General features: G+C 70.9%; 22 protein-coding genes. 5 read left to right on the forward strand and 17 right to left on the reverse strand.

Annotated features, from left to right (window positions below; genetic code table 11):
* Nucleotides 1–212: transposase (locus RIN75_RS31560; RefSeq protein WP_309115703.1), on the forward strand; the 212-nt coding region annotated here is incomplete at its 5' end.
* 612 nt (nt 213–824) lie between these two features.
* Here RIN75_RS31560 and RIN75_RS31565 read toward each other — a convergent pair.
* Entirely contained in the window at nt 825–1,760 is a 936-nt protein-coding gene (locus tag RIN75_RS31565) for a lysyl oxidase family protein (RefSeq protein ID WP_309115704.1), read from the reverse strand.
* Between the two features lie 130 nt (nt 1,761–1,890).
* Between RIN75_RS31565 and wecB the strand changes: the two genes are divergently transcribed.
* The gene (wecB, locus tag RIN75_RS31570; RefSeq protein ID WP_309115705.1) at nt 1,891–3,000 is read left to right on the forward strand and encodes a non-hydrolyzing UDP-N-acetylglucosamine 2-epimerase; all 1,110 of its coding nucleotides are present in this window, start codon (nt 1,891–1,893) and stop codon (nt 2,998–3,000) included.
* Here the strand turns inward: wecB and RIN75_RS31575 are convergent.
* A complete protein-coding gene (locus RIN75_RS31575; protein WP_309115706.1) occupies nt 2,926–4,275 on the reverse strand; it encodes an FAD-dependent oxidoreductase in 1,350 nt (449 codons plus the stop codon). The genes wecB and RIN75_RS31575 overlap by 75 nt on opposite strands.
* Entirely contained in the window at nt 4,275–5,075 is an 801-nt protein-coding gene (locus RIN75_RS31580) for a glycosyltransferase (RefSeq protein ID WP_309115707.1), read from the reverse strand. Before RIN75_RS31580 ends, RIN75_RS31575 begins: the two co-directional genes overlap by 1 nt.
* A 331-nt stretch (nt 5,076–5,406) precedes the next feature.
* Here RIN75_RS31580 and RIN75_RS31585 point away from each other — a divergent pair, with 331 nt between their 5' ends.
* Nucleotides 5,407–6,804 carry a sugar transferase gene (locus RIN75_RS31585; protein ID WP_309115708.1) on the forward strand — a complete coding sequence of 466 codons (1,398 nt, stop codon included), beginning with the start codon at nt 5,407–5,409 and terminating at the stop codon, nt 6,802–6,804.
* Complete coding sequence (locus RIN75_RS31590; protein ID WP_309115709.1) at nt 6,786–8,297, forward strand: putative glycoside hydrolase family 15 protein; 1,512 nt, start codon at nt 6,786–6,788, stop codon at nt 8,295–8,297. The genes RIN75_RS31585 and RIN75_RS31590 overlap by 19 nt, the downstream gene beginning before the upstream one ends.
* A 55-nt stretch (nt 8,298–8,352) precedes the next feature.
* Here the strand turns inward: RIN75_RS31590 and RIN75_RS31595 are convergent, their stop codons facing one another.
* The 13 genes from RIN75_RS31595 to RIN75_RS31655 form a co-directional block, all read right to left on the reverse strand.
* On the reverse strand, nt 8,353–9,435 hold the full coding sequence (locus tag RIN75_RS31595; RefSeq protein WP_309115710.1) for a glycosyltransferase family 4 protein: 1,083 nt from the start codon (nt 9,433–9,435) through the stop codon (nt 8,353–8,355).
* Nucleotides 9,432–10,520 carry a glycosyltransferase gene (locus tag RIN75_RS31600; protein WP_309115711.1) on the reverse strand — a complete coding sequence of 363 codons (1,089 nt, stop codon included), beginning with the start codon at nt 10,518–10,520 and terminating at the stop codon, nt 9,432–9,434. Before RIN75_RS31600 ends, RIN75_RS31595 begins: the two co-directional genes overlap by 4 nt.
* Nucleotides 10,517–11,923, reverse strand: coding sequence for an oligosaccharide flippase family protein (locus RIN75_RS31605; protein ID WP_309115712.1), 1,407 nt, complete (start codon nt 11,921–11,923; stop codon nt 10,517–10,519). The genes RIN75_RS31600 and RIN75_RS31605 overlap by 4 nt, the downstream gene beginning before the upstream one ends.
* Nucleotides 11,920–13,047: a glycosyltransferase family 87 protein gene (locus tag RIN75_RS31610; RefSeq protein WP_309115713.1), complete on the reverse strand. Its 1,128-nt coding sequence runs from the start codon at nt 13,045–13,047 to the stop codon at nt 11,920–11,922. Before RIN75_RS31610 ends, RIN75_RS31605 begins: the two co-directional genes overlap by 4 nt.
* A 398-nt stretch (nt 13,048–13,445) precedes the next feature.
* A complete protein-coding gene (locus tag RIN75_RS31615) occupies nt 13,446–14,270 on the reverse strand; it encodes a hypothetical protein (protein WP_309115714.1) in 825 nt (274 codons plus the stop codon).
* On the reverse strand, nt 14,267–15,316 hold the full coding sequence (locus RIN75_RS31620; protein WP_309115715.1) for a glycosyltransferase: 1,050 nt from the start codon (nt 15,314–15,316) through the stop codon (nt 14,267–14,269). The genes RIN75_RS31615 and RIN75_RS31620 overlap by 4 nt, the downstream gene beginning before the upstream one ends.
* Nucleotides 15,291–16,475 carry an O-antigen ligase family protein gene (locus tag RIN75_RS31625; protein WP_309115716.1) on the reverse strand — a complete coding sequence of 395 codons (1,185 nt, stop codon included), beginning with the start codon at nt 16,473–16,475 and terminating at the stop codon, nt 15,291–15,293. The genes RIN75_RS31620 and RIN75_RS31625 overlap by 26 nt, the downstream gene beginning before the upstream one ends.
* Complete coding sequence (locus RIN75_RS31630; protein WP_309115717.1) at nt 16,472–17,416, reverse strand: polysaccharide deacetylase family protein; 945 nt, start codon at nt 17,414–17,416, stop codon at nt 16,472–16,474. The genes RIN75_RS31625 and RIN75_RS31630 overlap by 4 nt, the downstream gene beginning before the upstream one ends.
* Nucleotides 17,413–18,240 (reverse strand): hypothetical protein, encoded by an 828-nt coding sequence (locus tag RIN75_RS31635; RefSeq protein ID WP_309115718.1) that lies wholly within the window; start codon nt 18,238–18,240, stop codon nt 17,413–17,415. The genes RIN75_RS31630 and RIN75_RS31635 overlap by 4 nt, the downstream gene beginning before the upstream one ends.
* Before the next feature lie 1,034 nt (nt 18,241–19,274).
* On the reverse strand, nt 19,275–19,886 hold the full coding sequence (locus tag RIN75_RS31640) for a hypothetical protein (protein ID WP_309115719.1): 612 nt from the start codon (nt 19,884–19,886) through the stop codon (nt 19,275–19,277).
* 82 nt (nt 19,887–19,968) lie between these two features.
* Nucleotides 19,969–21,444 carry a sugar ABC transporter ATP-binding protein gene (locus RIN75_RS31645; protein ID WP_309115720.1) on the reverse strand — a complete coding sequence of 492 codons (1,476 nt, stop codon included), beginning with the start codon at nt 21,442–21,444 and terminating at the stop codon, nt 19,969–19,971.
* Nucleotides 21,444–22,484 carry a sugar ABC transporter substrate-binding protein gene (locus RIN75_RS31650; protein ID WP_309115721.1) on the reverse strand — a complete coding sequence of 347 codons (1,041 nt, stop codon included), beginning with the start codon at nt 22,482–22,484 and terminating at the stop codon, nt 21,444–21,446. Before RIN75_RS31650 ends, RIN75_RS31645 begins: the two co-directional genes overlap by 1 nt.
* Before the next feature lie 18 nt (nt 22,485–22,502).
* Nucleotides 22,503–23,501 carry an ABC transporter permease gene (locus RIN75_RS31655; protein WP_309115722.1) on the reverse strand — a complete coding sequence of 333 codons (999 nt, stop codon included), beginning with the start codon at nt 23,499–23,501 and terminating at the stop codon, nt 22,503–22,505.
* Between the two features lie 167 nt (nt 23,502–23,668).
* Between RIN75_RS31655 and RIN75_RS31660 the strand changes: the two genes are divergently transcribed.
* Nucleotides 23,669–24,475: an SDR family oxidoreductase gene (locus RIN75_RS31660; protein WP_309115723.1), complete on the forward strand. Its 807-nt coding sequence runs from the start codon at nt 23,669–23,671 to the stop codon at nt 24,473–24,475.
* 260 nt (nt 24,476–24,735) lie between these two features.
* On the opposite strand, the gene RIN75_RS31665 is transcribed toward RIN75_RS31660, so the two are convergent.
* Complete coding sequence (locus RIN75_RS31665; RefSeq protein ID WP_309115724.1) at nt 24,736–26,838, reverse strand: hypothetical protein; 2,103 nt, start codon at nt 26,836–26,838, stop codon at nt 24,736–24,738.
* Nucleotides 26,839–26,877: the final 39 nt, after the last annotated feature.

The following is a 26,877-nucleotide window of genomic DNA, read 5'->3' on the forward strand; positions in this document are numbered from 1 at the left end:
TCGAGTCGCTCAACGCCCGCTACCGCCGGGCGGTCCGCGCCCGCGGGCATTTCCCGACCGAACAGTCGGCGATGAAGTGTCTGTACCTTGTCACCCGCAGCCTGGACCCGACCGGGACGGGCCGCGCTAGGTGGACGGTGCGGTGGAAGCCCGTGCTCAACGCCTTCGCCATCACGTTCGGTGACCGCTGGCCGAACGCCGAAACCTACTGATCAACAACGCCGAACACACCGATCCTGAGATAGACCCACGCTCAGGTCAGGTGGCGACGCAGGTGAGGGTCCGCTGGCGTGGCGGCGCGGCGTGGTGGTGTGGCGGCGTGGCATGGCGGCGGGGTGGCGGCGCCGCGATGCGGTGGCGCGGCGGGCCAGCCGTCCGGCGGCGTGGGCGTGCGGTGGGGTAGCGGACAGCCGTGCGGCGGTCTGGGTGTGCGGTGGCGTGGCGGGTTAGTGGCACTGCGGCGGGCGGGGGTGGACTGCGGCGCATGGTCAGGCGGCGGCGTTGCGACCTGCGGTGGAGCGGGCTCGCGAGGCGGAGGTGCGGTGGGCTGGCCGTGCGGCGGTGCGCCGGGTGGGCTGGCGGCGTTGGGCTTGCGGGGCGCGCTCGCGCGGGTGGCGGCGAGAGTGGGCCGGCGAGGGCGGGTCAGTGGGCGCCGTGGTGCGGGAGCGGGGCCGGGCCGGGCCTGGCTGGATGGGGGCCGTTGACCGCGCTCCTTGTTTACGGGACGCGCGAGACCGGGTTTGGTCGCAGATCCTGCATGTCACCCGATCGGGGGTTTCTGGGAGCCGCCTGCCGGCCAACCCGCCACAAGCCGCTGACCTGCACTACAGCTGAGAACACCGCTCCGAGCCAGGACAACTGCGAAGGATCTTCACCTTCGGCGCCGAAGAGATCACCGGAGGGGGAGTGGTCGCGCCGTCGGGCCACTGCAGGGAGATCGAGATGGACGAAGCGTTGTTGTCGTAGCTCTTCTCCACCAAGCTCCGATCGGCGTTCACCACGTTCACCACGTCATACACCCCCGACGGCACGTTGGTCACGTCCAACCACTGAAAGTCGACCTCGTAGTCGTAGTCGTCCCCCGACCCCACCGAGATCCCCTGCTTCACGTCCAACGCCCCCGGCTCCCGCCGCTTGCACATGTTCTCCCGCAGGAAAGTCGCCAACTGACCCTCCGGACTCGACAAGTCCTGCGGCCGCGCCGGCAGGTCGCGCGCGTCGCGGGTCGCGTAGCGGTCGCCCAGGCAGAAGCCGTTCTTGCGGTCGTTCGCCAGAGTCACCCCGTCCGGCGTCCGCAGCATGAAGTGCTCGAAATCCAACAGGTGCCAGTGCTCGTGCGTCGCCGCTGGCTCGTAGTACACCGTCGCGGGCAGGTCGTGCTGCGCCTCCGCGAACGAACCCGGGATCGAACGGTCCACAGCGGACTGGAACGCCTGGCGCGCCCGCATCGTCGACTCCTCGGCCGACCGCTGCGCGTAGATCACCAACGGCCCGTCACCGACGTTGTCCGCCGACGTCGTGAAGCGCAGCCGCACCGCCCCCGCCGGCCCCGCCGCCAGGCAGGTTCCGTTGGCCGCCAACGGGTCCTCCACCATGCACACGTCCCAGTCCCGGCACTGACCGGGATCGCGCGCCGTCCCGCCGGGGCACCCCACCGGCGCCTGTCTCAGGTCCGGCAGCAGGGGACCGGACTCGGCCGGCGCGCCGAGCGCGGCCACGGTCATCGCGGCCGTCGCGGCGGCCTGGAGTTTCCTGATCACCGGAACAACCTAGTGCCACCAACGGGAAACGACACCCACGTTCACTCGATCGACTGAGGTGCAAGGGAAAGCCTCCGAGCAAGAACTACCTTCCCCCGCATTCCAGCCACGGACTAAGGAGAACCCCACGGTGGACACCGTCACGCTGGTGTGCGGCACCCGCCCCGAGCTGATCAAGCTCGCGCCGCTGATCCGCCTGCTCGGCCCGCGCGCCACGCTCGTCTACACCGGACAGCACTACGACCCCGCCATGTACGACCTGATCCGCCGCGACCTCGCCGAACCCGGCGCGTTCCACGAGTTCGCCCTCGGCGGCGCCCGGCGCGGCGCGCAGCTCGGACTGGCCACCAAAGCCGTGGACGACGTCCTCAAAGCCCACCCGACCACGTCCGTCGTGGTGCAGGGCGACACGACCTCCGCCCTCGCCGGCGCCCTCGCGGCCAACGCCAACGACACCCCGCTGGTGCACGTCGAAGCGGGCCTGCGCAGCTTCGACCGGGCCATGCCGGAGGAGCACAACCGGGTCCTCATCGACCACCTCGCCGACCTCTGCTGCGCCCCGACCGCGCTCAACGAGCAGAACCTGCGCGCCGAACGCATCCCCGCGCACCGGATCGCCGTCACCGGCAACACCGTCGTCGAAGCCCTGGAAACCGCGCTGCCCGACCCGGACGCCGAAGAGAAGATCCTCAAGAACCACAACCTCCACCAGGACGGCTACGCCCTGGCCACCATCCACCGCCCGGAGAACGTCGACGACCCGGACAACCTCGAAACCATCCTCCGCCACCTGGCCGACCTGCCGCTCCCGGTCGTCCTCCCGCTGCACCCCCGCACTGCCAAGCGCGCGGACGAGCACGGCCTGACCGGGCTCCTCCACGCGCTCACCGTCATCGGACCGCAGGCCTACCCGGACTTCCTGGCCCTGGCCCGCTGCGCCGCCGTCCTCGTCTCGGACTCCGGCGGCATCCAGGAGGAGGTCAGCGTCCTCAAGCGGCCGGTCGTGGTGGTCCGGCGCAGCACCGAACGCCCCGAGATCGAGGGGACGTTCGGCACGCTCGTCCCGCCGGGTCCCCGCATCGGCCGCGAGGTGCGCCGCTGGCTCGACGACGTCCCCGGCCACCGCGCCCGGCTGGCCGGGATCCCGTCGCCCTACGGCACCGGCTCACCCTCGGTGCGGATCGCCGCCGCCCTGGAACAGCTGGTCGGCCAACCCCTCGGCCAACCCGCCCTGGTCTGACCGGGCACCGCGAGCCGCGTCGTCCACCAGCGCGACGACGCGGTTCGCCAGGCCCACGCTGGAGTTCCAGCTGGTCACCGACGGGTACACGTGCGCGGTGGTGGCCAGCAGCAGCGGGGTCCCCGCCACCTCCAGCGGCGGCCGGCGCTCCAGGTACCCCAACGGGTACACCGGTTCCACGAACGGCGCCTTGAACAGCCGCGCCTCGTCGACGTCCGCCGAGGTCAGGTCCGGGTACAGCCCGACGAGCTGCTTGGTCCACCGGGCCAGCACCCGCGCCTCGTCCGCGCGGTACAGCGCGGACTCCCGGTCGGTGTACTTCATGACGTACACCAGGTGCCGCCCGTCGAACGGCCCCGCCAGCGCGGACATCTCGACCACGCCGTCGAAGTCCGTCCCCGACCGCACGACCGGCGCCCAGTAGTGCCCGGACAGCGGTCGCCGCAGGAAGAACAGCGCGTTCACCACGCCCTGGTACGCCAGCCGAACGTCGGGCAGCAACGGGGCCAGCGCGGGGTCGGCGATCGACTGCAGCACCGGCAGCGGCAACGTCGAGATCACCCGATCGGCGTCCAGCACCTCACCGTTGAAGACCACCGACCCGTCACCACTCACCCGGGTGACCGGTGCGGACGTCCGCACCACCCCACCCGAGTCCACGATGGACTGCCGCAGCGCGTCGATGATCGTCCGGTAGCCGCCCGCCGGGTAGCCGCGCACGGACACGTTGCTCTCCCGCCCCAGCCGCTGCCACAGGTACAGCGCCGGCACGTCCCCGAAGGCCGGACCGAACTTGGACCCGAACATCGGCGCCAGCAGCGAGTCCCACACCCGGTCCCCGTACAGGCCGCGCAACCAGTCCTCGGTGCGCAGCCGGTCCAGGTCGCGCCCGCGCCCCAATCGCCGCAGCAGCAACGACACCGCGCCGAACCGGACCCGGTCGCGCAGCCGCAGCGGGGTGAACCGCAGCAGGTCCGCGGCCGAGTTGAACGGGTGGTGCCGCCCGGCCACGACCATGCCCATGCTGGTGCGCTTCCACGTCACCGACTCGCGCAGACCGACCTCGCCGAGCAGGTCGAGCAGGTCGTCGTCGGTGGGCATCACGCAGTGGTAGAACCGCTCGACCCACCCGTCCCGCCACGGGGTGAACGTCCCGAGCCCGCCGAGCTGGTCAGAGCCCTCCAGCAGGGTGACCTCGGCACCCGACCGGGCGAGCCGGTGCGCGGCGGCCAGTCCACAGATACCGCCGCCCAGGACGGTGACCCGCGTGCCCATCACAGGGGCCGGTAGGGTGCCGGCGCCAGACGATCACGCATGAGAAGCTTCAAATATTGCGCGATCGTCCGACGCAGCTTCAACTTGCTCGGACCCTGCTTGCGGTCGTACCGCAGCGTCAGCGGCACCTCGGCGATCACCGGCCGGCAGTGCCGCAGCTTGAGCAGCAACTCGACCATGCACGCGAACCCGCGCTCCTCCACCAGCCGCTCGCCCCAGTGCTCGGCGGCGCGCGCCAGGAGCGACACCCGGTAGGCGCGGAACCCGCTGGTGAAGTCGCGGACGCCGTCCACGTCGAGCACCCGCCGGAACAGCACCGCCGCGCCGCGGGAGAGCAGCCGGCGGAACGCGGGCGCGGTGGCGTCGTCGCCGCCGTCGACGAACCGGGAGCAGATCACCACGTCCGCGCCGGCCGCGATCTCCCCGCGCAGCGCGGTGATCAGCGCCGGGTCGTGGGTGTCGTCGGCGTCCATCACGACCACCAGGTCGTCCGCGTCGGCCACCTCCAGCACCGCGCGCAGGCCGGACTGGACGGCCTGGCCCAGGCCCAGGTTGACCGGGTGCCGGACGACCTTGACGTCCAACCCGGCCACGTCGTGCGCGCACTCGGCGGTGCCGTCGGAGGAGCCGTCGTCCACCACCCAGGCGGTGATCTCCTCGGTGCGCGCCACGTCGGCGAGCCGGCGCAGCAGCGGCGGCAGCGACTCCGCCTCGTTGTAGGCGGGCAACACGACGTGCGCACGGCCCCGTGTGCGAATCGTGGCGGGCGCGGTGCGCGCCTCGCGTTCGTCGACTGCCACTGTGCCGACCCCATTTCCGTTGTTCCGGGTAACCGGGCCAGAATTATTCGCCTGGGAACTCGAACCGGGTTCCACCCACCCCCGTCTTCCCGATGGCTCGGTCGGTGACGGGAACCCGTACGACACGACTGCTTTTGTCGCTGAACAGGAGGACGTGATCTCACCAAAGAGTGAACGGGAGGTCTTCAATTCCTTCTGGCAATCGGTAAGTAGTCGGAATTCTCTTTCGAGTGAACTCGGTCGGATTACGAAAGGACGTCGTCGGAATGTGCAGTCGCGTGGTGCAGGCGCGCTGGGGGCGGGCGCTCGTCACCCGGGAGGGTGGCCAGTGGTGAACCAGGTGGGCACGACGGCCCCGGCTCCCGCGCGGTCGGGCCGGGTCGAGCCGGAGGCGACCCGCGACCTGCTCGGTCGGGTGAACGCGGTCGCGGTGCTGCTGGTCGTGGTGGACGTGGCGGCCCTGGCCGTCGTCGTGCGGGGCCTGCCGTGGGCGTGGGCGTCGGTCGCCGCGGGCGCGCTGCTGGGCGTCCGGGCGTCCTGCCGGCTCTACCGGCGGCGGCTGTGGCTGTCCTGGCTGCACGACGTGCCGCGCTCGACCGTCGCCACCGCCACGGCGTTCGCGCTGGTCACCGGCGTGACCCTGGTCGCCGGGACGCAGCCGGGCACGACCGTCGAGGTCCAGTGGGCGATCGTGAACTTCACGCTGTTGAGTGAACCTGCTCGCCTGTTCGTGTTCACCTTCGGCCGGTGGGCCCGGCGCCGGTTCCACCGCTGCGACCGCACGATCGTGGTCGGCGCGGGCAAGGTCGGCGCGACCCTGGCCGTCGCGATGCTCCAGCACCCCGAGTACGGGCTGCGCCCGGTCGGGTTCGTCGACCCGTCGCCCGCGCTGGACGCGGACGAGCTGCCGCTGCCGCTGCTGGAGGAGAACCTGGCCGACGCCATCACCCGGTACCGGGCCGGCTCGGTCGTGCTCGCGTTCTCCCGCGCGACCGACTCTCCGCTGGTCAACGCGGCGATCACCGCGCACCGGCTGGGCTGCTCGATCTTCGTGGTCCCCCGGATGTACGAGCTGCACCAGGACGGTCCCGACGTCGAACGGCTGCGCAGCTTCCCGCTGGTCCGGCTGAGCACGGCGCCCACCACCCGGCCCAGCTGGTGGGTCAAGCGCGGCGTGGACGTGCTGCTCGCGGGCCTGTCGCTGGTCGTGCTGGCACCGGTGATCGCGGTGTGCGCGCTGGCCGTGCTGCTGGAGAGCGGGCGGCCGGTGATCTTCCGCCAGGTCCGGGTCGGCATGGACGACCGGACGTTCGTCCTCTACAAGCTGCGCAGCGTCCGGATGACCGGCGAGGACGATTCCCAGATCCGCTGGTCGGTGGTCGGGGACCGGCGCGTCGGCCCGGTCGGCCGATTCCTGCGGCGGACCTCGCTGGACGAGTTGCCGCAGTTGTGGAACATCCTGCGCGGCGACATGTCGATTGTCGGGCCACGACCCGAACGACCGGGTTTCGTGCGCGAATTCTCGGCCGTCCACGACCTATACTGGGCGCGGCACCGGGTGCCCACCGGATTGACCGGACTGGCACAGGTCCACGGGTTGAGAGGGGACACCTCCATTGTCGACCGGTCGCGCTACGACAACTACTACATCGCGAATTGGTCGTTGTGGCTGGACGTCCGAATTCTGCTGCTGACGGTGGGTGAGCTGCTGTGCCGAAACAACCGCTGATCCGTGGTCGCAGGTGGCGCGTCGCCGCGCGGGCGGGGCTCGCCGCGGTGGTGCTGGCGGGCTCGGCGTGGCTGCCGAGCTCGGCCGGGCCGTGGGTCGCCGAACCCGAGGGGGAGTCCACGCCGCTGCCCGCCGACCCGGCGCCGCTCGCGCCGCCGCCCAAGCCGCTCGCGCCGTGCGCCTGGTGGTACGGCATCGGCGAGCCGCCCACCTACGCGGACCTCAAGTTCGCCGCGCAGCACTACGACCTCGTGGTGCTCAACGCGACCGAGACGGCGGCCATGCGGCGGCTGCGCAAGCTCAACCCGAAGATCAAGATCCTGGTGTACAAGGACTTCTCCAGCACCCGCAACTACCCGGGCGCGGTCGACGGCGGCAAGGACGCGCCCTACCTGCCCAGCGGGGTGGGGTACATCGCGGCGCAGAAGAACCACCCGGAGTGGTTCGCGGTCGACACCGCCGACCGCCACATCGAGTGGAAGGGCTACCCGCTGCACTGGCAGATGACCGTGTGGACCGAGTCCTACCAGAAGGCGTGGGCGGACGCGGTGACCGCGGAGGTGGTGCGCGAGGGCTGGGACGGCGTGCTGGCGGACAACGACTTCAGCTCGTTGAGGTACTACTCGTCGGCGGTGCTCAAGGGCACGGCCGACGCCGCCGCCACCGACCGGCTGATCCGCGACGGGCTCGACCGGTTCCTCCAGGTCGCGGGCGACTCGTTGGCGCAGGCGGGGAAGATGCTGATCCCGAACGTGTCCGAGTCGCACCTGACGCCGGGGCGGTGGTCGGCGCACTCGCGGTACAGCGGGGCGATGGAGGAGAACTTCGGGCTGCGCGAGAACACCGGCGGCGGCGAGCTGCTGACGTTCCGGGGCAACGAGTTCAAGGAGCTGCGGGCGCAGGCGGCGCTGGGCGAGTCGTGGCTGCTGCTGGTGACCAAGACGCACAGCGTGCGGGAGGAGCGGGTCGGGTACGCGACGGCGGCGCTGCTGGCCGGGCCGTACACGTGCTGGCACGGGGCGTCCACCCAGGACTACCAGGACCCGGACTGGTCGGCGTACCAGGACTCGGGGCTGGGGGAGGCGGTGGAGTCGGCGAACCAGCTGGCCAACGGGGCGTGGACGCGGACGTTCACCAACGGGTGGGTGGCGGTGAACCCCACCGGCAAGTCGGTGAAGGTCACGCCGCCGCCGGGGTTGACCACGATCGAGGGGACGCCGGTGACCGGCGCGGTGGAGCTGCCCGGCGCGGACGCCGCCGTCCTGGTCAAACCCCCGGCCCCCGCCACCACTTCGCAGACCACCACGACGACGACCACCACGACCACTCCCACCACGACGACTACCGCGACCACCACGCCGAGCCCGAGAACCACCACGACCACTACGGCGACCATCACGACCAAGACCACCACGACGACGGTCACCACGACCCCGCCGCCGCCGACCCCGGCTCTGCCGCCGCCACCGGGAAGGCTGACACCCGGCAGGTGATGCCGGGCAGGTGATGCCGGGTTCCGGCCGGGGGGAAATCCGCCCCGGCCGGCGGTCAGGACGACAGCAGTTCGCGGTAGAGGTCGAGGTGGCGGGCGGCGCAGACGTCCGGCGCGAAGCGGGAGCGGGCGCGGTCGGCCAGGGCCGCGCCGCGCGCACCGGGGTCCGGGTCGGCGAACAACGCCCGCAGCCGGGCCGCCAACCCGTCCACGTCGCCCGGCGTGGCCAGGCTCGCGCGGTCGGACAGCATGTCGGCCACCCCGCCGGTGTCCGTGGCCACCACGGGTTTCCCGGCCGCCATCGCCTCGGCCACCACCAGCGGCTGCTGCTCCATCTTCGACGGCAGGACCAGGGCGTCGTGCCGCCGCAGCTGCTCGGGCACGTCCGCGCGGAAACCCAGGAACTCCACCCGGCCGGGCAGGTCGCGCCGCGCCCGTTCCTCGGCCTCCGCGCGCAGCGGCCCGTCCCCGACGACGGTCAGCGACGCGCCCTCCGGCATGGTCCCGGGTCGCGCCAACGCCGCCAGCAGGGTCAGCAAACCCTTGCGCTCCACCAAAAGTCCCACGAACACCAGCCGCCGCACCGGACCGGACGGCGGGCAGCACGGCGGCAGGTCCACGCAGTTGTCGATGTGCGTGACCCGCTGCGCCGGCACCCGCAGCCGCCGCACCAGGAACTCGCCCATGGAAGGCGCGGGCACGACCGTCCGGTGCACGAACCGCGCCACGCCCGCGTCCGCCGCCAGCACGGTCCGCGTGTACTTCGACGGCCCGGACGCCCCGGCCCAGCCCCGGAACCACGGTTCCGCCACGTCGTCGGGCACCCCGTGGTAGGTCTGCACCACCTTGTGCCGCAACCGCAACCCGGCGCTCACCAGCCCGGCCCGCCGGTCCTGCGCGTGCACGACGTCCGGCGCCCACGCCCGCAGCGCCTCCCGGGCCTGCCGACCGGCTTTCAGATCCCCTTTCGTGGCAATGGAGACCTCCGTGTGGTGGCCGGCGATCAGCTCCGCGCCGCGCGCCGGCACCGGTCCGAAGACCCGCACGTCGTGCCCGGCCGCGAGCAGCGTCGCGGCCAGCCGCACGGTCACGTCCACCGGACCGCCGCGGTCCTGCGTCAACAGGTAGGCGACCTTCACCGCGTCCCTCCCACGAGCTTGTCCACCAGGGTGGCGACCTGGTCGCACACCCTCGTCGAGTCGAACAGCACCTCGGCGCGCCGCCGCCCGGCGAGCCCTTCCCCGGCCGCCAGCACCGGGTCCGCCAGCCTCTTCGCCACCGCCGACGCCAGCGCGGGCACGTCCCCGGCGGGCACGACCGCGCCGGCGTCGCCCACGCTCTGCCGCACCCCGCCGACGTCGAACGCCACCACGGACCGGCCGCTGGCCATCGCCTCCAACGGCACCAGCGCCATCCCCTCCGCCCGCGACGGCAGCACCACCACGTCGGCGGCGGTGTAGAAGTCGGCGACCGCCGTGTCGTGGCCCCACCAGCGCACCGACCCGTGGTCGCCCTCGGCCCGCCACCGGTCCCGCATCGGCCCGTCGCCGACCAGCACCAGGTGCGCGTCGGGCACCGCGTCCAGCACCGCCGGCCACGCCCGCAGCAGTTGGTCCTGGCCCTTCAACGGCGCCAACCGCCCCACGCACACCGCCGTCGGCACGTCCGGCAGCCCCAACCGCTTGCGCGCCGCGACCCGGCTGCGCGGCCGCAACGTCCGCGTGTCGACGCCGTTGCACACCACCTCGGCCGGGGTGGAGACGCCGACCGCGCGCCCGGCGGCCAGTTCGTCGTCGCTCACGCACACGAGCTGGTCGGTCCACCGCGCCGCGAACCGCTCCCACGCCACCGACGCCTGCCGCAGCGCGCCAGTCGCGCTCTGGAACGACCACAGGTGCGGTTGGAAGATCGTCGGCCGCCGCCCGCGCACCGCCAGCCGTCCCGCCAAGCCCGCCTTGGAGCTGTGCAGGTGCACCACGTCCGGGTCGAGTTTGTCGAGGACGTCCTTGAGCCGCCGGGTTTCCGCCGCGACCGACGGGCCGGGACAACGCGTGGCCGACCACGGGTGCACCCGCACGCCGACGTCCCGCACGCGGTCCGCGAGCCACCCCGGCGGGCACGCGACGTCCACCCGCCAGCCCCGTTCCCGCTGTGCCGCGGCCAGTTCCAGCACCACGGCCGCCACCCCGGCCTCCACCGGCTGGGACACGTGCACGACCCTCATCGACGCACCTCACGCAGTTCACGCACCGTGCGGCGGTCCACCAGCAGGACCACCGCCGTGTAGCCGAGCACCAGGACCAGACCTTCACCGACCGCGCCGGTCAGCGACGGCCCGAACACCGCGCCCACCGGCCCTGCGGCCGCGAGACAACACAGGGCGGCCAGGGCGGTCGCGGCCACCGCCCGGCCGAGCTTCGGCGGCGCGAGCCCGTTGCGGTTTAATGCGAACCACGTGGCGGGCACGAGCACGCACACCACCGCGGCCTGCGTGAGCGCGACCACCACCACGCCGTGCCGGGTCACCACCGCGAGCGCCACCACCAGGGTCGCCAGGTGGGTCAGCTCCAGCGCGAGGTAGCGGCGAGCGTGCCCGGCGGCGCGCAGCACCTGGTACCACAGGTGCAGCAGGCCGAGGCCCAACCCGTAGAGGCACAACAGCCGCAACGGAACGGCCGCCGGCGACCAGCGCGCGCCGAACAGCTCAACCCGGTCCGCCATCGCCGCCGTCACCGCGTACAGCCCACCCGTGACCACCAGCACCGCCTGGGTGAACCTCCCCGCCGCCGCCGACACCCGATCGGCTTCGCCGGCCCGAATCAACTTGGCGCACAACGGAAAAAGCACTCCACCGAGAACCACCGCGACCACGATGTAAGGCACCCAGGCGATCCGGTACGCCAGCGAGTACACCCCCACCGCCTCCGGCCCCAGGACGTGCCCGATCACCAGGTAGTCGACGTTCACCAGCAACACCGCGACCAGCGCCCCCGGCCCGACCACCGCGATCCAGCGCACCGACTCGGCGGCGGCGTCCCGATCCCAGCACGGCCGAACCCGCACCCCCACCGCCACACCCAACGCCGGCAGCGCCACCGCCGTCACCAGCAGCCCCACCACCAGCGACACCGGTCCAGCCTGCTGACTGGCCAGCACGACGGTGACCGCCGCCCCGAGCAACGCACTACCTGCGTCGGGCACCAGCCTGCGACGAAAGTCCAGGTCCCGGTGCATCAGCCCGAGCTGCACCCCGCCGGCGGCCGTGAACGGCAGGCTCAAGGCAGCCAACCGAATCAGCGGCGCAGCCTGCGGCGCATCGAGGGCATGGGCCAAAGCATCCGCACAAACGGTGACCACCACCGCAAGGGCGATCCCAGTGCCGACGCTGAGCGTGAGCAAGGTCCCCGCAACCCGGCGCGGGTCGAGTGTCGTCCGGCTGATGACGTCGTAGACGCCCATCGACTGGACGACGTGGCCGATGTTGACCAGTGAGACCGTCAGCGCGACGAGTCCGAGCCCTTCTTCGGTGAGGAACGCGGCGAGGACCAGCGTGACCGCGACCTGGCCGGCCTTGCCGACCAGGTTCACCAGGAACAGCCACAGCGACCCGCGCACAGCTCCCGTCATGCCCGCAGCCGGCCGCGCGCGAACACAACCAGCGCCACCCAAGCGAGGACGATCGCCACCCCGTCCACGGTGACACTGGACCTAACCCCAACGAATTCCCGAATAACAGTGTCCACGAAGTACAGATGCGCGAACGGGACCAGCAACGCCGCGACAGCCAACCCCAGCCACCGCAACTCTTGCCGTCGCCGCCACCACACCGCCGCAGCCGCCGCCATGGCAGGCACCGCGATCAGCACATCTCCAGGCTGATGCACGACGGCCACCACAACGGCCACACAGGTCAACAGATCCGCCGCACCGGTATCGTCCTGAGCCCGGTCAAGCCGCCGAACCAACACCACGCTTACCGTCAGCACCACCACCAGCGTGAGCAGTTCAGCAGCAGGCGGCAGCCACCCCGTAACCCGGAACAACACCGCCGCCAGATCAACCCTTTGCGCGGTAACCGAATTTACAGCGCCGTACGCGGTCTGAGACGCATGCTCAAGGTTCCTCCCCACCACCTCAAGGAACCCGGACACACCATCCCGAACCACCAACGGCACCAAGGCCACCAAACTGGCACCCGCAGCGATCCCCGTACCCCCCAAGGCAACCCGCCAAGAGCCCCGCGCACACAGCAGAATCGCCAACGGCAACCCAAACTGCGGCTTCAACCAAGCCAACGCCACCGCGAGGGCGGCCCACCGCGGATGACTGTTCCGCGCCAACAACGCCCCCGCGACCCCCACCGCAAGCAGCGGATTGACTTGCCCCACGTACAACTGCGCCTTACCCACCTGACTGGTGACCAGCAACGCAGCCACCACAGCCGTACCCACCACCCACGGCACCCGCATCCGCGCCGCCGCCATCACCGCAAGCGCAACGAGCAGAACCAGGGAGGCCAACGCGAACGCCACCGCGCCTACCCGGTAACTGGGCAGGGCGAACGGCATGTGCAGCAAGAGGTGGTAGGGCTGGTAGAGGTTGAAGTTCTGCCGCACAGGCCAGTGCGCGAACATCACAGCGGGGTCGTACGGATTACCTGCCGCCAGAAACTCCCGAATCGGAAAGTACAGCGCATCCCGAAAATCCTGCATCCGCTCTTCAGCCAGATTCCCCGCGGACGGCAACCCCACCTCAACCGCCGGTCGCAACGCCCGCCAAGCCCCCACCACCCCCACAACCCCAGCCACCAACCCAACAACCAACTGCCCCCGCCGACCACCCGCAGAGGAGCCCCTCCCACCAGGCACCAACCGCGCCGACCGCGCCGAACCCGCCAGCCGCCTCGCCGGGCTCACCGCCCCCGCCTCCCCCGCCGGCACCGCCTCCCCCGCCGAATCCGCCAGTCCCGCCGAATCCGCCAGTCCCGCCGAATCCGCCAGTCCCGCCGAGTCCGCCAGCCCGGCCGAGTCCGCCGGCCCCGCCGGATCAGTCGAACCCTCCGCCACCGACCAGCGCACCGATCCGGGCAACTTTGTCGGTACCTCGTGGGACAATGGAGACGGGGGCCGGAGGCCGTGCCCTTCGTCGTTCACGCCAGCACCACCGCCACCACCGTCGTGTCCGCCGGCCGCACACCGACCACGCTCGCCAACTCCTCCCGCGCCCCACTCCGAGGCACCACCGCCACCAGCGCCACCCCGTCCGCCGGTTCGGCAGCCTTGTCCGGCAACGCCTCCGCCAACTCCTCCGCCCGCCCGGCCAACCCCGGCACCACCGGCACCACCCGCACCGGCCGCCGCGCCGCCGCGCACAACACCGTCAACCGCTCCACCAGCGCCGGATCGTCGTCGGGCACCACCGCCACCGGGTGCCGCACCCCTGCCGCCGCCAACGCCGCCCGCACCCCGTCAGCCGCCCGCGTCCCCCGCAAGTGCCGCACCACCGCGACCGCCACCCCCGCCACGACCGCCGCCACCAACGCCAACCCGATCGCCAACGGCCAGTCCGGCGCCACCCGCGCCACCGCCGGCGCGTCCAGCACTCGCAAGCTCCCCGCCGGCGCCAACAGGTCCGCCTCGACCACCGCCGCCGCCACCGCCGCCGCCTCGTTGCTCGCCTGCCCGGCAGCCGGCGCCCGGACCGACACCCGCGCCAACCCCGACGCCGGCACCAGCTCCACGGACACCCGCTCCGCCGACGTCCCCGCCTTGCCCACCACGGATGGGCTCCGCGCCACCTCCACCAACGCGGGCAAGGACAGCGCCACCACCTCCCCGTACTGCGGTCCTTGCGGTCCCGCGAGCAGGCTCACCCGGGCCTGGTACTCCTCCCCGGAGAACAGCGTCGCCACCACGACCACCGCACCCACCAGCAGCGACACGAGGGCGCTCTCACCGACCACCCGCAGCTTCACCGCCGACCTCCCCAGCTCCGCAACAACTCGTCGTAGGACCGCATCAGCACCCGCGGGTCGTGCGCCGCGGTCACCGCCGCCCGCCCGGCCGCACCCATCGCCACCCGCCGCGGCTCGTCGAACAGCAACGAGCCCAAGGCCTCCGCGGTCGCCGCCGGATCACGTGGCGGCACGACCACACCCCCGCCGCCGGCCAGCGCCTCGCCGACCCCGTCGACGTCCGTGGCCACCACCGGCCGCCCCGCCGCCAGCGACTCCAGCACCGCGACCGGCATCCCCTCCCAGTCACTGGTCAGCACGGTGACGTCACACGCCGCCAGCAGGTCGGCCACGTCCGGCCGGTTGCCCAGGAACCGCACCCCGCGCACACCCCGCCGCTCCAGCTCCGGCCGCAGCGACCCGTCGCCGGCCAGCCACAACTCCGCACCCTCGATCCGCGACCACGCGTCCAGCAGCACGTCGTGCCGCTTCTGCGGTTCCATCCGGGCCAGGCACAGCGCGACCGGCACGTCCTGGTCGGCACCGAGCGCCGCTCGCACGGTCGCCCGGTCCACGCGCGGCTCCTGCGGGAACACCGCGTTCGGGATGACCACCGACTCCACCCCGGCGGCCCGCAACCGCGCCGCCGTCGCCTCGGCCACCGTCACCACCGCACCGGACGTCCGCCGCAAAACCCTTGCCGCACCGGCATAATCCCGCTCGGCGACACCGTGGAACACGGTCACCAGCAGAACCTTCTTCGGTACCAACGCAAGCCGCGCCACCATGCTCGCGGACACGTTGTGCGCCAACACGACCTCCGGCTCGAACCCGCGCACCGCCGCACGCGTCGCCGCCGTGGCCCGCAGCACGCCCACGGGCCGTCGCCGCGCCACCGGCACCGAGAACGTCGGCACCCCGTGCCCGCGCAGGACGTCCGCGCGGTGTCCGCCGCCGCTGGCCACGGCGCTGTGCCAGCCGAACTCGGCCCCGGCCCGGGCCATGCCGGCGACCAGCGCCTCGGCCCCGCCCGTGCCCATCTCAGCGATCACGTGCAGCACGCGCATCGGCTCTCCTCACACGCAGATCGGCCGCGGCGACCACCGCGACCAGCGACCACAGCGGCAGGTAGTACTGCTGGGACAGGAACGTCGAGGCCACCACCACGGCGATCAGCGACGCCTGCACCGCCGCCATCTCCCGCCGCCACCCCACACGCAAAACGCGTTCGGACGACACCGCCGCCACCGCCAGCAGCCCGACGAACAACCCGAACCCCGCCACCCCCAGCTCGGCCGCGACCTCCAGGTACATGTTGTGCGCCACCGGGGTCTGCTCGTCGACCTCGGCGTTGCGCGAGAACGCGGGGTAGTTGTCCCGGAACCCGCCCGGCCCCACTCCGAGCGCCGGGTGCGCGGACACCATGCGCGCCGCGGCCTCCCACCGCAGCCCACGAGTGTCCACATTGGTCCCCGCGATGTAGGACTTCTCCTGCAACGCCCGGTCCAACGCCGGCCCGGCGAACACCAGCGCACCGCACGCCACCACGACCAGCGCGGCGACCCCGCCCAGCACGACCTTGACCGGCACGACCCGTCGCGCCACCAGCCACCCGCCCGCCGCGGCCAACGCCAACGCCCCACCCCGCGAGAACGTCGCCGCCGCCCCCGCCGCCAACACCAGCGCCACCACGCCAACGGCGACCCAACGCCACGTCGCTCTTGCGCTCTTTCCCGGCGCAAGTGCCGCAAGCAGCGGCAAGGCAGCGACCAGGAAATACGCCAAGTCGTTCGGATCTTCCAACGGCCCGCTAGCCCGAGCCTCCCCCTGTGCCAAGAGGCTGTACAGCGCCCCCACCGCCGCCACCGCAGCCCCCGCCACAGCCGCCCCCAGCAGCGCCCGCACCGGCACGTCCCGCGCGACCACATCCACCAGAATCACGGTCAACAGCAGGAACGGCAGCCATCGCTGCAAGTAGTCGACCACATATGGTCCACCAGCATGCATGGCAGTGGAAGCCAGCAACACAATCGCGAAAGCAGTCAACACCGCGTGCAAGGGGTGCGGCGTGACGAACCGCCGTTCCCGGACCCGCACCACGATCCACACCACGGCCAGCAACGCGGGCGCGACCTTAGCCAGGTGCCCGTGCACCTCCAGCAGGTACCCCTCCAGCGGGGCCAGCGCCACCGTCACGCATGCCAGAACCCGCAGCAGCACCGTCATCCCGACCGTTCCAGCCGTCCGACGTCCCGCACCGGCAACCCAGCACCCAGCGCGGCCACGTGCGCACCGGTCCCGACCACCTCAAAGTGCCGCCGCAGCACCCCCAGCACCCAGCCCAACAGCTCAACCTTGCGCGCCGACGGCACCGCCATCCCGGGAAAGAACTCCATCCCCGGCGCTTCCGCCGCACCCAGCACATCCGTCGGGTGCAACAACAACGACGGCGCGACCCCGGTCCACCGGCACAACCGCAACGCCATGCGGAAATACCCACGCGCCAACGCCGGCGACACTTCATGCAGTTGCAACAGGTACGACCCGTGGATCGGCACACGCAACAACGGCATCGTCGTCACCGGCAGTTCCACAACCCCGTTGTGCCACCGATAAGGCCGATTGGGCGCCCGAACCTTCCCAAACCCGCCGAACAGTTCACCGCTGTCCGATGTGGACGGTGCGGTCCGATTGTGGTAAAAGCGTGCCAATGGCCCGATCCACGTCGGCAACGTGCTCGCGTCGTAGCTGTACCCACGCTGGGCCAACACGTCCAGCAACTCAGGCGTCACGCTGTAACCGGGACCACGGAATCCGACCGGCCGCGGCGCACCGGCCGCGACGATCGCGTCTTCCGTCCGCGCGACCTCCGCCTCCAACTCGGCCCGCGAATACCGGTGCAGCCACGGTTCGTGCCCGAACGAGTGGTTGCCCACCTCGTGTCCCGCTTCGGCAATAGCGGCAACCGCCGCCGCCCCGTCATCGCGCACCGCGTCCGCGCCCACGACGAACACCGTCGTGGTCAGCCCGTGCTCGCCGAAAATCTCCAGCAAACGGGGCGTCGCGACGGACAGGAAGCTCGGCCTGCGTTCCCACGCCGGGTCGCCGTGGGTCTTCAGGTACGCCCAGAGGTTGTCGAGGTCGAGGGAGACGCTGGCGACGGTCACGCCGGTTCCTCCGCCGGGACGGGCGCGGGTACCGGCCGGGACGCGTAGCCCAGCGCCAGCACACCCGCGACGACGAGCGCGACACCCACCGCGACCCACCACTCGCGGCCGGGTGCGATCCGGTCACCCATCGCAGCGATGCCGACGATGGACGTGAGGACGACCGTGACCGAGTCCATGGTCGCGACCGTGGACGTGGCCGAACCCCGTTGCAGCGCGGCGGCCATGCACGCCTGGCCGACGAGCGCCGCCGCGATCATCAACCACACCAACGGGTAATAGGGGAGGGACAGCAGCGGTTCGTCGGCCAGGGAGCGGCTCGCGATGGCGACGATCGCGTACCCGACGCCCGCCGCGACCGCGATCGGCAGGACGCCCTGCGCGCGCCGGGACACCACGAAGATCGCCACCAAGGGGAGGCCGAGCAGCAGGAACCCGGTGTCAACCGGGATGTCGTCGGCGACCGAGGGTGCGGAGGCCCCGGCGAGCAGCACGAGTCCAACGGCCATCACCACCAACACAACGACCTCAACCGCCCGCACCCGCCACCCCAACGCGACCACCCCGAACACCGTCGCGACCCCTACGGCACACGACGACCCGGCCTGCACCAGGTACAGCGGCAGTTCGGCGCGAGCGAAGAAGGCGAGCACGAACCCGCCGACCTGGCCCGCGAAGCCCAGGAGGTAGAGGCGGTCGCCGGCGAGTCGGGCGAGGAGGCCGAAGCCGTGGCCCGGTCGGGTGCGCCGGGCGGCGACGGTCTGCGCCACGATGCCCAGCGCGTACATCGCCGTGGCCGCCGTGAGGGCGAGATATCCGGGCACGCAACAACTCCCTGCGAATGGATTTCAACCGGCGGCAGCGTACGGCGTCGAATTCCGTTGCCTGATCGGGCGATATTCGAACTACTCGTTCGAGTGAAGCGGTGTGATGGCTAATCAGCGGCGCGTGATCACTCGATACACTTTCGTTCAACCACCGTGCACTGCCGCCCAATCTGGGTGACAGCCATCGCGCTGGACTGGTTCGATGGTGACCTTCGTGGTGTTGGGCGGCACGGCGAGCAGCGTCCTCACGCTGCTTATCCTGCTATGCCGCAGCTGTCGCTGGCCTGCTGTCGCTGGGCTGCCGCCGCATAACTCCCACGGCGATCGGGTTCATTGTGACCGGGATAGCTGTGACTGGGGGACTGTCGGCCAGGAACCCGTCGACGTGACCCGGGACTTCGCTGGCCAGCGACCTCGGGACGCCGCGAGGGGCGGGCACGGTGGCTCGGCACGGTGTGCCCCGCGGCGGTGCCGCCGTAGAGGCGGCAGCGGGGACGGGAGGGCGGGACGCCGGTGGCGGGGCCGCGGCGGCGGGGCGGCGGCGGGGCCGCGGTGGCGGGGCGGCGGCGGGGCCGCGGTGGCGGGGCGGCCGGGGGTGGCAGCAGCGGGAGGGTGGGGCGGTAGCGGGGGCCGGAGCAGTAGCGACGGGAAGGTGAGGCGGCGGGGCGGCGACGGCGGCGGCAGTGGGGCGGCGGCAGCGGGGTGGCGGTGGGGTGGCGGTGGGGTGGTTTTGGCTTGGTTGCCGGCGGCATGTTGATCAAGTGGCCGCCGACCTGCTGATTTGGGGCTCACCTGGCGGTGGTCCGCCGACTTGTGGGTGCGGCTGGTGAGTGTGGCTGCCTGGTCGTCGGCAGGTGGCTGCGCTCCAGGGGGAGCGGCGAAGGGGGTCGTGCGGGTGCGGGTTGTGCCAGTGGCTGCCCTGTCCCGGCCGTCCGTTCCTCATTACACGGGACGCGGGAGGCGGCGGTTGGTCGCGGATCTCGTATGTCACTCGGATGGGTGGTCTGTGGAAGGAGGAGGAAAAGGGCTGGTCAGGAGGGTTGGAAGAGGTGTTCGTAGGACAGGGTGCCGGAGAAGTGGTGGGTGGAGTGTTCCTGCATTCGGGATGCGTAGGTGGGGTGGGTGGCTAGGGCTGTGTAGGTGGGGAACGAGAGGTCTAGGAGGTTGGCGGTGTGGGCGGCGTAGATGTCGAAGCCGGGGTACATCAGGCCGGCGAAGGGGAGGTCGTCCACGTCGATGGCGAGGATGGGGTATTCGCCCATGGAGTCGGGTTCGCCTACGGCCAGGACTCGGCGGGAGTCGGAGCCGCCCGGTAGGAGGAAGCACTCGGGGAAGCGGTCTGCGATGGGGGTGAAGCACTCGCCCCACCAGCCGAGTTCGTCGGTCACCAGCTCGTCCAAGGGCCGCGGGGTCAACGTGCCGTCGTCGGCGAACCAGCCGTGGCGGGTGAAGAGGCTCCGGTCGTACGCCAGCCAGGCTTGGAGGCTGGGTGACAGAGGCCTGCCCGACGGGAACTCGGGCATGGTCGGGAGGGGAGTGGGCTCGCCGGTCACCCAGGGGACGTTGCGGTGGTCGAACATCGACCGGCCGGGGTCTTGGCGCACCGACTCCAGGACCTGCTCTACCAGGGCGATTCCATGCATGATCGGAAGGTAGCAGCAGGCACCGACAATTCGGGGAGGGATGGAGGGCCGGACCGGCGAAGGGCGTCGGTTGGGGAGGACTTTATGGCGCGCCGGTGTTCATGGTTCGGAGGATGGTGTGTTGGTCGAAGTCGGTCAGTTCGGCGCACACCGTTCCCTTGTGGAACACCAGAACGCGGTCGCACGCGGCCACCAGTTCGTCGAGGTCGGTGGAGCACAGCACCACCACCTTTCCCTCGTCGGCCACCATCCGCAGCAAGGAGTGGATCTCCGCGCGTGCGCCCAGGTCTACGCCGCGGGTGGGGTCGTCGAGCAGCAGCACGGTAGGGGCGGCGGCTAGCCACTTCGCGAGCACTGCCTTTTGCTGGTTGCCACCGGACAACAAACCCGCACGCAGGTCGACGTTGAGCGGGCGTACTTGCACCTGTGCCGCCAAAGTGGAAGCGGAGGCGCGGAGGGTGCTTGGGCGGAGCAAGCCTCGGCTGGACAGAGCGACTGGTTGCACCTGAGCCACGTTTTCCCACACCGGCTTGTCCAGCATGAGTCCGACACGGCGTCGGTCGCCGGACACCAGGGCCACGCCTGAAGCGATAGCGGAACGGAAGGACGAAGGAAATTTACCACCGGGCAATGCGACCGAACCTGACGACGGGCGGCGGAGACCTGCGATCACCTCCAGCACTGCGGTGTGGCCGGAGCCGGCCAAGCCTGCCAGCCCTACGATCTCGCCACCTGAACATGTCAGGGACACATCGGAGAGTCGGTCGGGCACGCTCACCCCGCGCAACTCCAACCCAGGACCGATGCGCCGACTCGTACCCCGGGATACGGTAGGCAAGTCCTGTCCCAACATTGCGTGCACGATGCCACCAATGTCCAAAGAGGATCGAGGCGCGGCATCCAGTACCGTTCGGCCCTCGCGTAGGACGGTGATCTCGTCGCACAGGGTCATGACCTCCTCGAGGATGTGCGACACGAACACCACGGCCACCTGCCGGTCCCGCAACACGCGCAGGATGTCCAGCAGCCGCTCCGAACTGTCCGGGTCCAGCGCGGACGTCGGCTCGTCCAGGATCAGCACCCTCGGCTCCACGATCAGCGCCTTGGCGATCTCCACCAACTGCCGTTGCGCCAACGACAACGTCCCCAAACGCACCCTCGGATCGACGTCCAATCCAAGCTGGCGCAGCACGGGCACGGCCCGGTCCAGCATGGCACGGCGGTCCAGCAGTGGGCCGCGGGTGGGCTCGCGCATCGGGTACAGGTTGGCCAGGACGTCCAAGTCCGGGAACAGGTTCAGCTCCTGCGACACCACCGCCACCCCGTTGGCGGCGGCGTGCGCGGTGCTGGCGAACGACACCTCGGCGTCCGCCAGCCGCAGGCTGCCCGAATCGGGCGCGACCGCCCCCGTGATCACCTTGATCAGCGTGGACTTGCCCGCGCCGTTCTCGCCGAGCAACGCGTGCACCGAGCCGGGGCGCAACGTCAGGTCCGCACCGGCCAGCGCGGTGACGCCGCCGTAGGCCTTGGTGATCCCGCAAGCGGTCAGCGCGTGCATCAGTTGGCCTCCGACAACGGGCGCAGGTGGGCGTCCGGCGAAGCGAGCTGCTTCTCGGTCTCGGCCTTGAACGCGGCCTTGCGGCTGTCCTCGTCCTTCTGCCGCGCCATGATCTGGTCGATGTTGGCCGCGTTCACCACCAGCGACCCGGTGTTCCACCAACCCTTCGGCATCTGCTTGCCGCGCTTGTGGTCGATCAGCAGACGCAGGGCGACATAGCCCTTGAGCCAGTGCTCTGGTGATGCCAGGGCGAACACGTACCCGTCCTTCACCGCCTGCAGCGCGGCGGCGTCGGGGTCACAGGAACCCGCGAGGAAACGACGGCCCGTGTTCTTCTGGATCAGGGCCAGGGACACGGCGTCCTGCGCGCCGACGCCCAGGTACGCGATCGCGTTCGGGTTGGCCTTGACCAGGTCGTTCCACTTGGTGAAGTTCGACGTGGGCTCGGAACCCGAGTCGAACGGGCCGAGCACCTTCAGGCCCGGGCGCTTGGCCTGGATGACCGACTTCATGCCGTCCAAGCGCTGCTGGAGCAGGGTCAGGCCGGGGATCGCGTTGCCCAGCACGACCTCGCCGGTCGCGTTCTCCGGGACCCGCTTGACGAACTCCTCGCCCAGCGCCTTCCCCAGCTCGGTGTTGCTGTTGCCGATGTAGAGTTCGACCTTGGTGCCCGCGGGCGGCACGGTGTCCACCGCGACCACCGGCACGCCCAGGTCGGCCGCCTGGTTGAGCGGGCGCACGAACAGGTCGGGCGTCAACGTTTCCAAGGCGACGCCGTCCTTGGAGTTGCGGATCGCCGACTGGAACAGCGACACCTCCTGCGGACCGTCCACACCGGACGGCGCGCTCAGGGCCAGGTCGACGTTCCCGGCGTCGGACGCGGCGGCCTTCGCGCCGAACGCCATCTCCTGGAACGGGTTCTGCGTCGACGTGGCGTACACGAACGCCATCTTCAGCGGCGCGTTGGGGGACGACGCCGCGCCGCAGCCGGCCAGCAGACCGGCGGCGGCCAGCGCCGCGACGTACCGAGGGGCACGCATCAGGACCTCATCTCCTCACTACAGCCCGAGCATCGATTCGCGCGCCCGCTGCCTGCTGCGCAGCGCGCTGTCCACCCCGACCGCCAGCAGGACGACCAGTCCGGTGGCGAAGGAACTCCAGTTCGCGGGAATGCTGAAGTACACGAGCCCGCTGGACACCACGCCCAGCAGCACCGCGCCGAACACCGCTCCCACCACGGTGGCCACCCCGCCCCGCAACGGGGTGCCGCCGATCACCGCCGCCGCGATCGCCTGCAACTCGAAGCCGATGCCGATGTTCGGGTCGCCGGAGGTGAAGAACGCCAACCCCAGCACGCCCGCCAGCCCCGCCACCGCCCCGACCAGCACCAGCACGTACAGGCGGGTGCGCGGGATCGAGATGCCGGAGAACGCGGCCGCGTCCGGGTTCGACCCGATCGACCGGACCCGGTACCCGAACGGCGTCCACCGCAGCACCACGGTCAACCCCGCCGTCACCACGACCAGGATCCACACGCTGACCGGCAACCCCAGCAGGTCACCGCCCAGGACGGCGAAGAACGAGTGCTCCAGCGGCAACCCAGTCACCTGCTGCCCATCGCCCAAGGCGACCGCCAACCCCCGGTACAATTGCATGGTGGCCAGGGTGGCGACGAACGCCGGGATCGCGATGTGCTGCACCACCAACGCGTTCGCCAGCCCGAGGACCGCCCCGAGCGCGATGCCCGCGAGGCAAGCCAGCCACGGGTCGAAACCGTCCCGCATGAGCAGCGCCGAGGTGATCAGCGACAGCCCGAACATCGCCCCCACCGACAGGTCGATCTCCCGCATCGCCAGCAGGAACGCCATCCCGGCCGCGAGCAGCGCCACGTACACCGAGTTGTTCAGCACGTCCTTGAGCTGCCCGACGGTCAGGAACGCGGGCCGCAGCACACCGATCAGCAGCACCAGGACGATCGTCGCCACCAGCACGCTGCTCGACTCCGCCCGCAGCGCCCTGGCGCCCCTGGCCACCACCCGCCGGTCGACCTCGGTCATGCTCGCCTCCGTCCGCCGCACCCGCCGCACGGCCGGGTTCGGGTGACCAGGGTGCTTTCCGGGGCGGGGGAGTCGCTTGCCCCGAGGCGAACACCGGTTGACTGCCGGCGCACCGGCTGTGTCCGGGGCCACAGCACGGCGGCGCGGTCCGCCTACCGTCTGCGGACATGGGCAACATCGAGGGCATGGTGGCGCTGGTGACCGGCGCGGGTTCGGGCATCGGCGAGGCGGTCGCGCGCCGGCTCGACGCGGAGGGTGCGCGGGTCGCGGTGCTGGACGTCGACTCGACCGGCGCGGAGATCACCGCGGGCCTGCTGACGCAGGGGATGGCCGTGGTCGCGGACGTGTCCGATTCCGACCAGGTCGAGGGGGCGGTGAAGGCCGTCGTGGAGACCTACGGGCGGCTGGACATCCTGGTCAACAACGCGGGGATCCGGGGTGGGGCGGAGGCGGACGAGGCGTTCGCGCGCCTGGCCGGCCGGGTCGAGGAGTCGGTCGCGGGCGAGGCCACCACGGTGTTGGACGCCACGGTGAACATCAGCGACGAGGCGTGGCACCGGATGCTCGGCGTCCACCTGGACGGCACGTTCTACTGCACGCGCGCCGCGCTGCGACACATGCAGCGCGGCGCGTCCATCGTGAACATCTCTTCGGTGTGCGGGTTGGCCGGTTGTGCGCACCTGCCGCACTACTCGGCCGCCAAGGGCGGCATCGAGGGCCTGACCAAGGCCGTGGCCCGCGACGTCGCGCCGCTGGGGATCCGGGTCAACTGCGTGGCGCCGGGTTACGTCGAGACGCCTCTGGGGGACGTCATCGCACCGGTGCTGCGGCGGGACCTGGAGCGGCAGATCGCGTTGGGGCGCTTCGGGCTGCCGGCCGAGATCGCCGCGACGGTGGCGTTCCTGGTCGGGCCGGACGCGACGTACCTGACCGGGCAGACGCTGAGCCCCAACGGTGGTTCGCTGATCAGCTGACACGCCGTCCCAGCCGCCTGCTTCGGCCCTTCAAAAGTCAAGTCGCGTTGGGCGTTCCGCCGCCCACCCCTTCCCAGGCCCTCTCGCAAAAGCCACCAAAAGCACCCGCCTTCGGCGGCTTGCGCGCGAAGCGCGCTTGGCGCGCACCGCGCGCCTGGCTTGTGCGAGGCGGCCAGGGAGGGGGTGGGTGGGCGGAACGCCCAACGTGACGAAGCAGTTGAGCAGGGCTCCGCGCCACAACGGGCAGAGCCCTCACCAACTCAGGCGATTTCCATCGCGAACACGTGAATGCCGGGCGTGGCCAACGGACCACCGACGTCCGGCAGGGTCACCGACGCCACGGTCTTGGCCGGGTCGAGTGGCACGGATGTCGACCACAGGCGCACGTCCTGCTCATCCCGCCCAGTCGACGCGTTGTTGTAGGTCGTCGGCGGCTTGTTGTGGTAGGTCATGAACGCCGCCTGGGTATTCCCCGGGATGGCTGAAGCAGCCCAGAAGTCGCCGAACGCCAACGCAAATGCGGACGTCGTCCCGTCCGTGTACGTGACAGTCCCGGTACCGGTCTGGGTGCCGAACGTCGCCGCCCCCAGGAAGGCCAGCTTCGACCCCGACCCGGACATAGCGATCTTCTGCCCCGCTGCCTTCACGTTGTCCGGGAACCCGTAGTACCGCTGCGGCCAATCAAAGTTCACCCCGCCGACCACCGCACTCGGGTACTTGATCCCCTCCGCCTCCAGCGCCTGCCCCGAGAAGCTCCGGCCGCTCTTCGAAATCCCACCGGCCTTCGGGTTCAGGTCGTTGCTGATGCCGACGTCGTTGAACGCCTCCCGCAGCGACGAGTACGTCTTCGCCGCCACACCAACCGAGTTGTCCGCGCCGATGTTCACCTTGCCGTCCGCACGCGGCACAGCCGCCCCGAAGTAGTCCCGAGCACCCGCCTCGGCCGCCACCACCCCGGCACCCAACGCAGGCGACCCCGACGTCAGCTTGTACCCGGCCACACTGTTGAACCCGGAAGCACTCCCGCCCGCGTAGTTCAACTTCGGGTCGGCGGCCACCGCGCCCGGGTCACCGGAAGGCGCCGTGAACCCGCCCCAGTACAGGTTCGACCGGTAGCTCACGCCCGTCCCCACCGGCAGCGAGCCGTGCTGCGACACGAAGATGTTGTTGGCGAACAACGTAGTCGCGGCCACGCCCACCGGCACCTTCACGTCGAACGGCCGCGCCATGCAGTAGAACGTGTTGTTGTAGTACACCGAGTGCGAGTACTTGTCGCCGTCCGCCGCGATCCGGCAGTCGTCCTGCGACACGTTGTACCGGATGACCTGCTTGGCCTTGTAGTTCGGGTACTCCGTGCAGTGCTGGCACCCCAGGAAGAACCCGCCCGCGTTGTTGCTGGAGAAGTTGTACTGATAAGTGCAAGTCCCCACGATCGCGCCGTCGCAGTCCCACGCCGTCGAGTCGTAGATCGACGGGTAGCTCCGCGTCACCTCGTTGAACTGGAAGACCGGGTCCTTCGAGTTGATCGGCCACATGCCCGCGAAGTTCCCGCCCAGGAACGGGTACGCGCCGCCACCCAGGTTGTCCGCCCGGTTGTGCTCGATCAACGGCGAGTCGGACCCGTGCACCACGATCCCGTCGCCACCCACGCTGATGATCTGATTGCGCGCGATGTAGACATCGGTGTGGTACTGCGCCGGCTTGATGGTGATCTTGATCCCGCCACCGCCGGTGTCATGCACGTAGTTGTCGGTTATGTGAAGTCCCGCGATCGCCCCAGCGGTAGCGTCGCTGAGCACCGAGATACCGGCGGAACCCTTGAACCACCCCGAGTTCGTGCCGATCTTGTTGCTCCACCCGGCGACGTTGTCGACCTCCAACCCGGTCAACGTGATGCCCGCCTTGGCCGCCGCACTGACGCTGCGCACCCGGACGCCCGCGCGTTCCGCGGTAGTACCGGGGTTGGTGACCCGGACATCCCGCACGGTCCAGTGGCTGACGTCCCGCAACAGCACGGTCTCCCCATAGGCCCCGCCCCCGTTGAGGACCGGACGGGAACCGGTCCCGTAAGCGCCCAGCGTGATCGGTGAACCCGCCGCACCCGACCCCGAGGCCACGAACTGCCCAGTGCACGTGGTGCCGCGCTTGAACAACACCGACTCCCCCGCACCGAACGTCTTCGCGTTCACCTGGGACAGCGCGTTGAACGGCGCGGCCTGGGTGCCCAGGGGCGACCCGGTGAACGAGCAGTCGACGTAGTACGCGGTGGCGGCCGACGCGGCGGGGGCGACGGCGACCGCCGTTCCCGCCGCGACTATCGAGGTCAGACCGGCTTGCAGGGCGCGGCGCAGACGAGAACTCACGTTGGTCTCCTGTCATGCGTTACGGCGTTCAACCAGGAA

The organism is Saccharothrix sp., assembly GCF_031180885.1.
Lineage (GTDB): Bacteria > Actinomycetota > Actinomycetes > Mycobacteriales > Pseudonocardiaceae > Actinosynnema.

Excerpts from the sequence above, each read along its gene's own strand:
- RIN75_RS31575 (WP_309115706.1), bottom strand. The coding sequence starts at position 4,275 with ATGGGCACGCGGGTCACCGTCCTGGGCGGCGGTATCTGTGGACTGGCC.
- RIN75_RS31600 (WP_309115711.1), bottom strand. The coding sequence starts at position 10,520 with ATGAGGGTCGTGCACGTGTCCCAGCCGGTGGAGGCCGGGGTGGCGGCC.
- RIN75_RS31605 (WP_309115712.1), bottom strand. The coding sequence starts at position 11,923 with ATGACGGGAGCTGTGCGCGGGTCGCTGTGGCTGTTCCTGGTGAACCTG.
- RIN75_RS31620 (WP_309115715.1), bottom strand. The coding sequence starts at position 15,316 with ATGCGCGTGCTGCACGTGATCGCTGAGATGGGCACGGGCGGGGCCGAG.
- RIN75_RS31625 (WP_309115716.1), bottom strand. The coding sequence starts at position 16,475 with ATGACGGTGCTGCTGCGGGTTCTGGCATGCGTGACGGTGGCGCTGGCC.
- RIN75_RS31640 (WP_309115719.1), bottom strand. The coding sequence starts at position 19,886 with ATGCATGGAATCGCCCTGGTAGAGCAGGTCCTGGAGTCGGTGCGCCAA.
- RIN75_RS31645 (WP_309115720.1), bottom strand. The coding sequence starts at position 21,444 with ATGCACGCGCTGACCGCTTGCGGGATCACCAAGGCCTACGGCGGCGTC.
- RIN75_RS31650 (WP_309115721.1), bottom strand. The coding sequence starts at position 22,484 with ATGCGTGCCCCTCGGTACGTCGCGGCGCTGGCCGCCGCCGGTCTGCTG.
- RIN75_RS31655 (WP_309115722.1), bottom strand. The coding sequence starts at position 23,501 with ATGACCGAGGTCGACCGGCGGGTGGTGGCCAGGGGCGCCAGGGCGCTG.
- RIN75_RS31660 (WP_309115723.1), top strand. The coding sequence starts at position 23,669 with ATGGGCAACATCGAGGGCATGGTGGCGCTGGTGACCGGCGCGGGTTCG.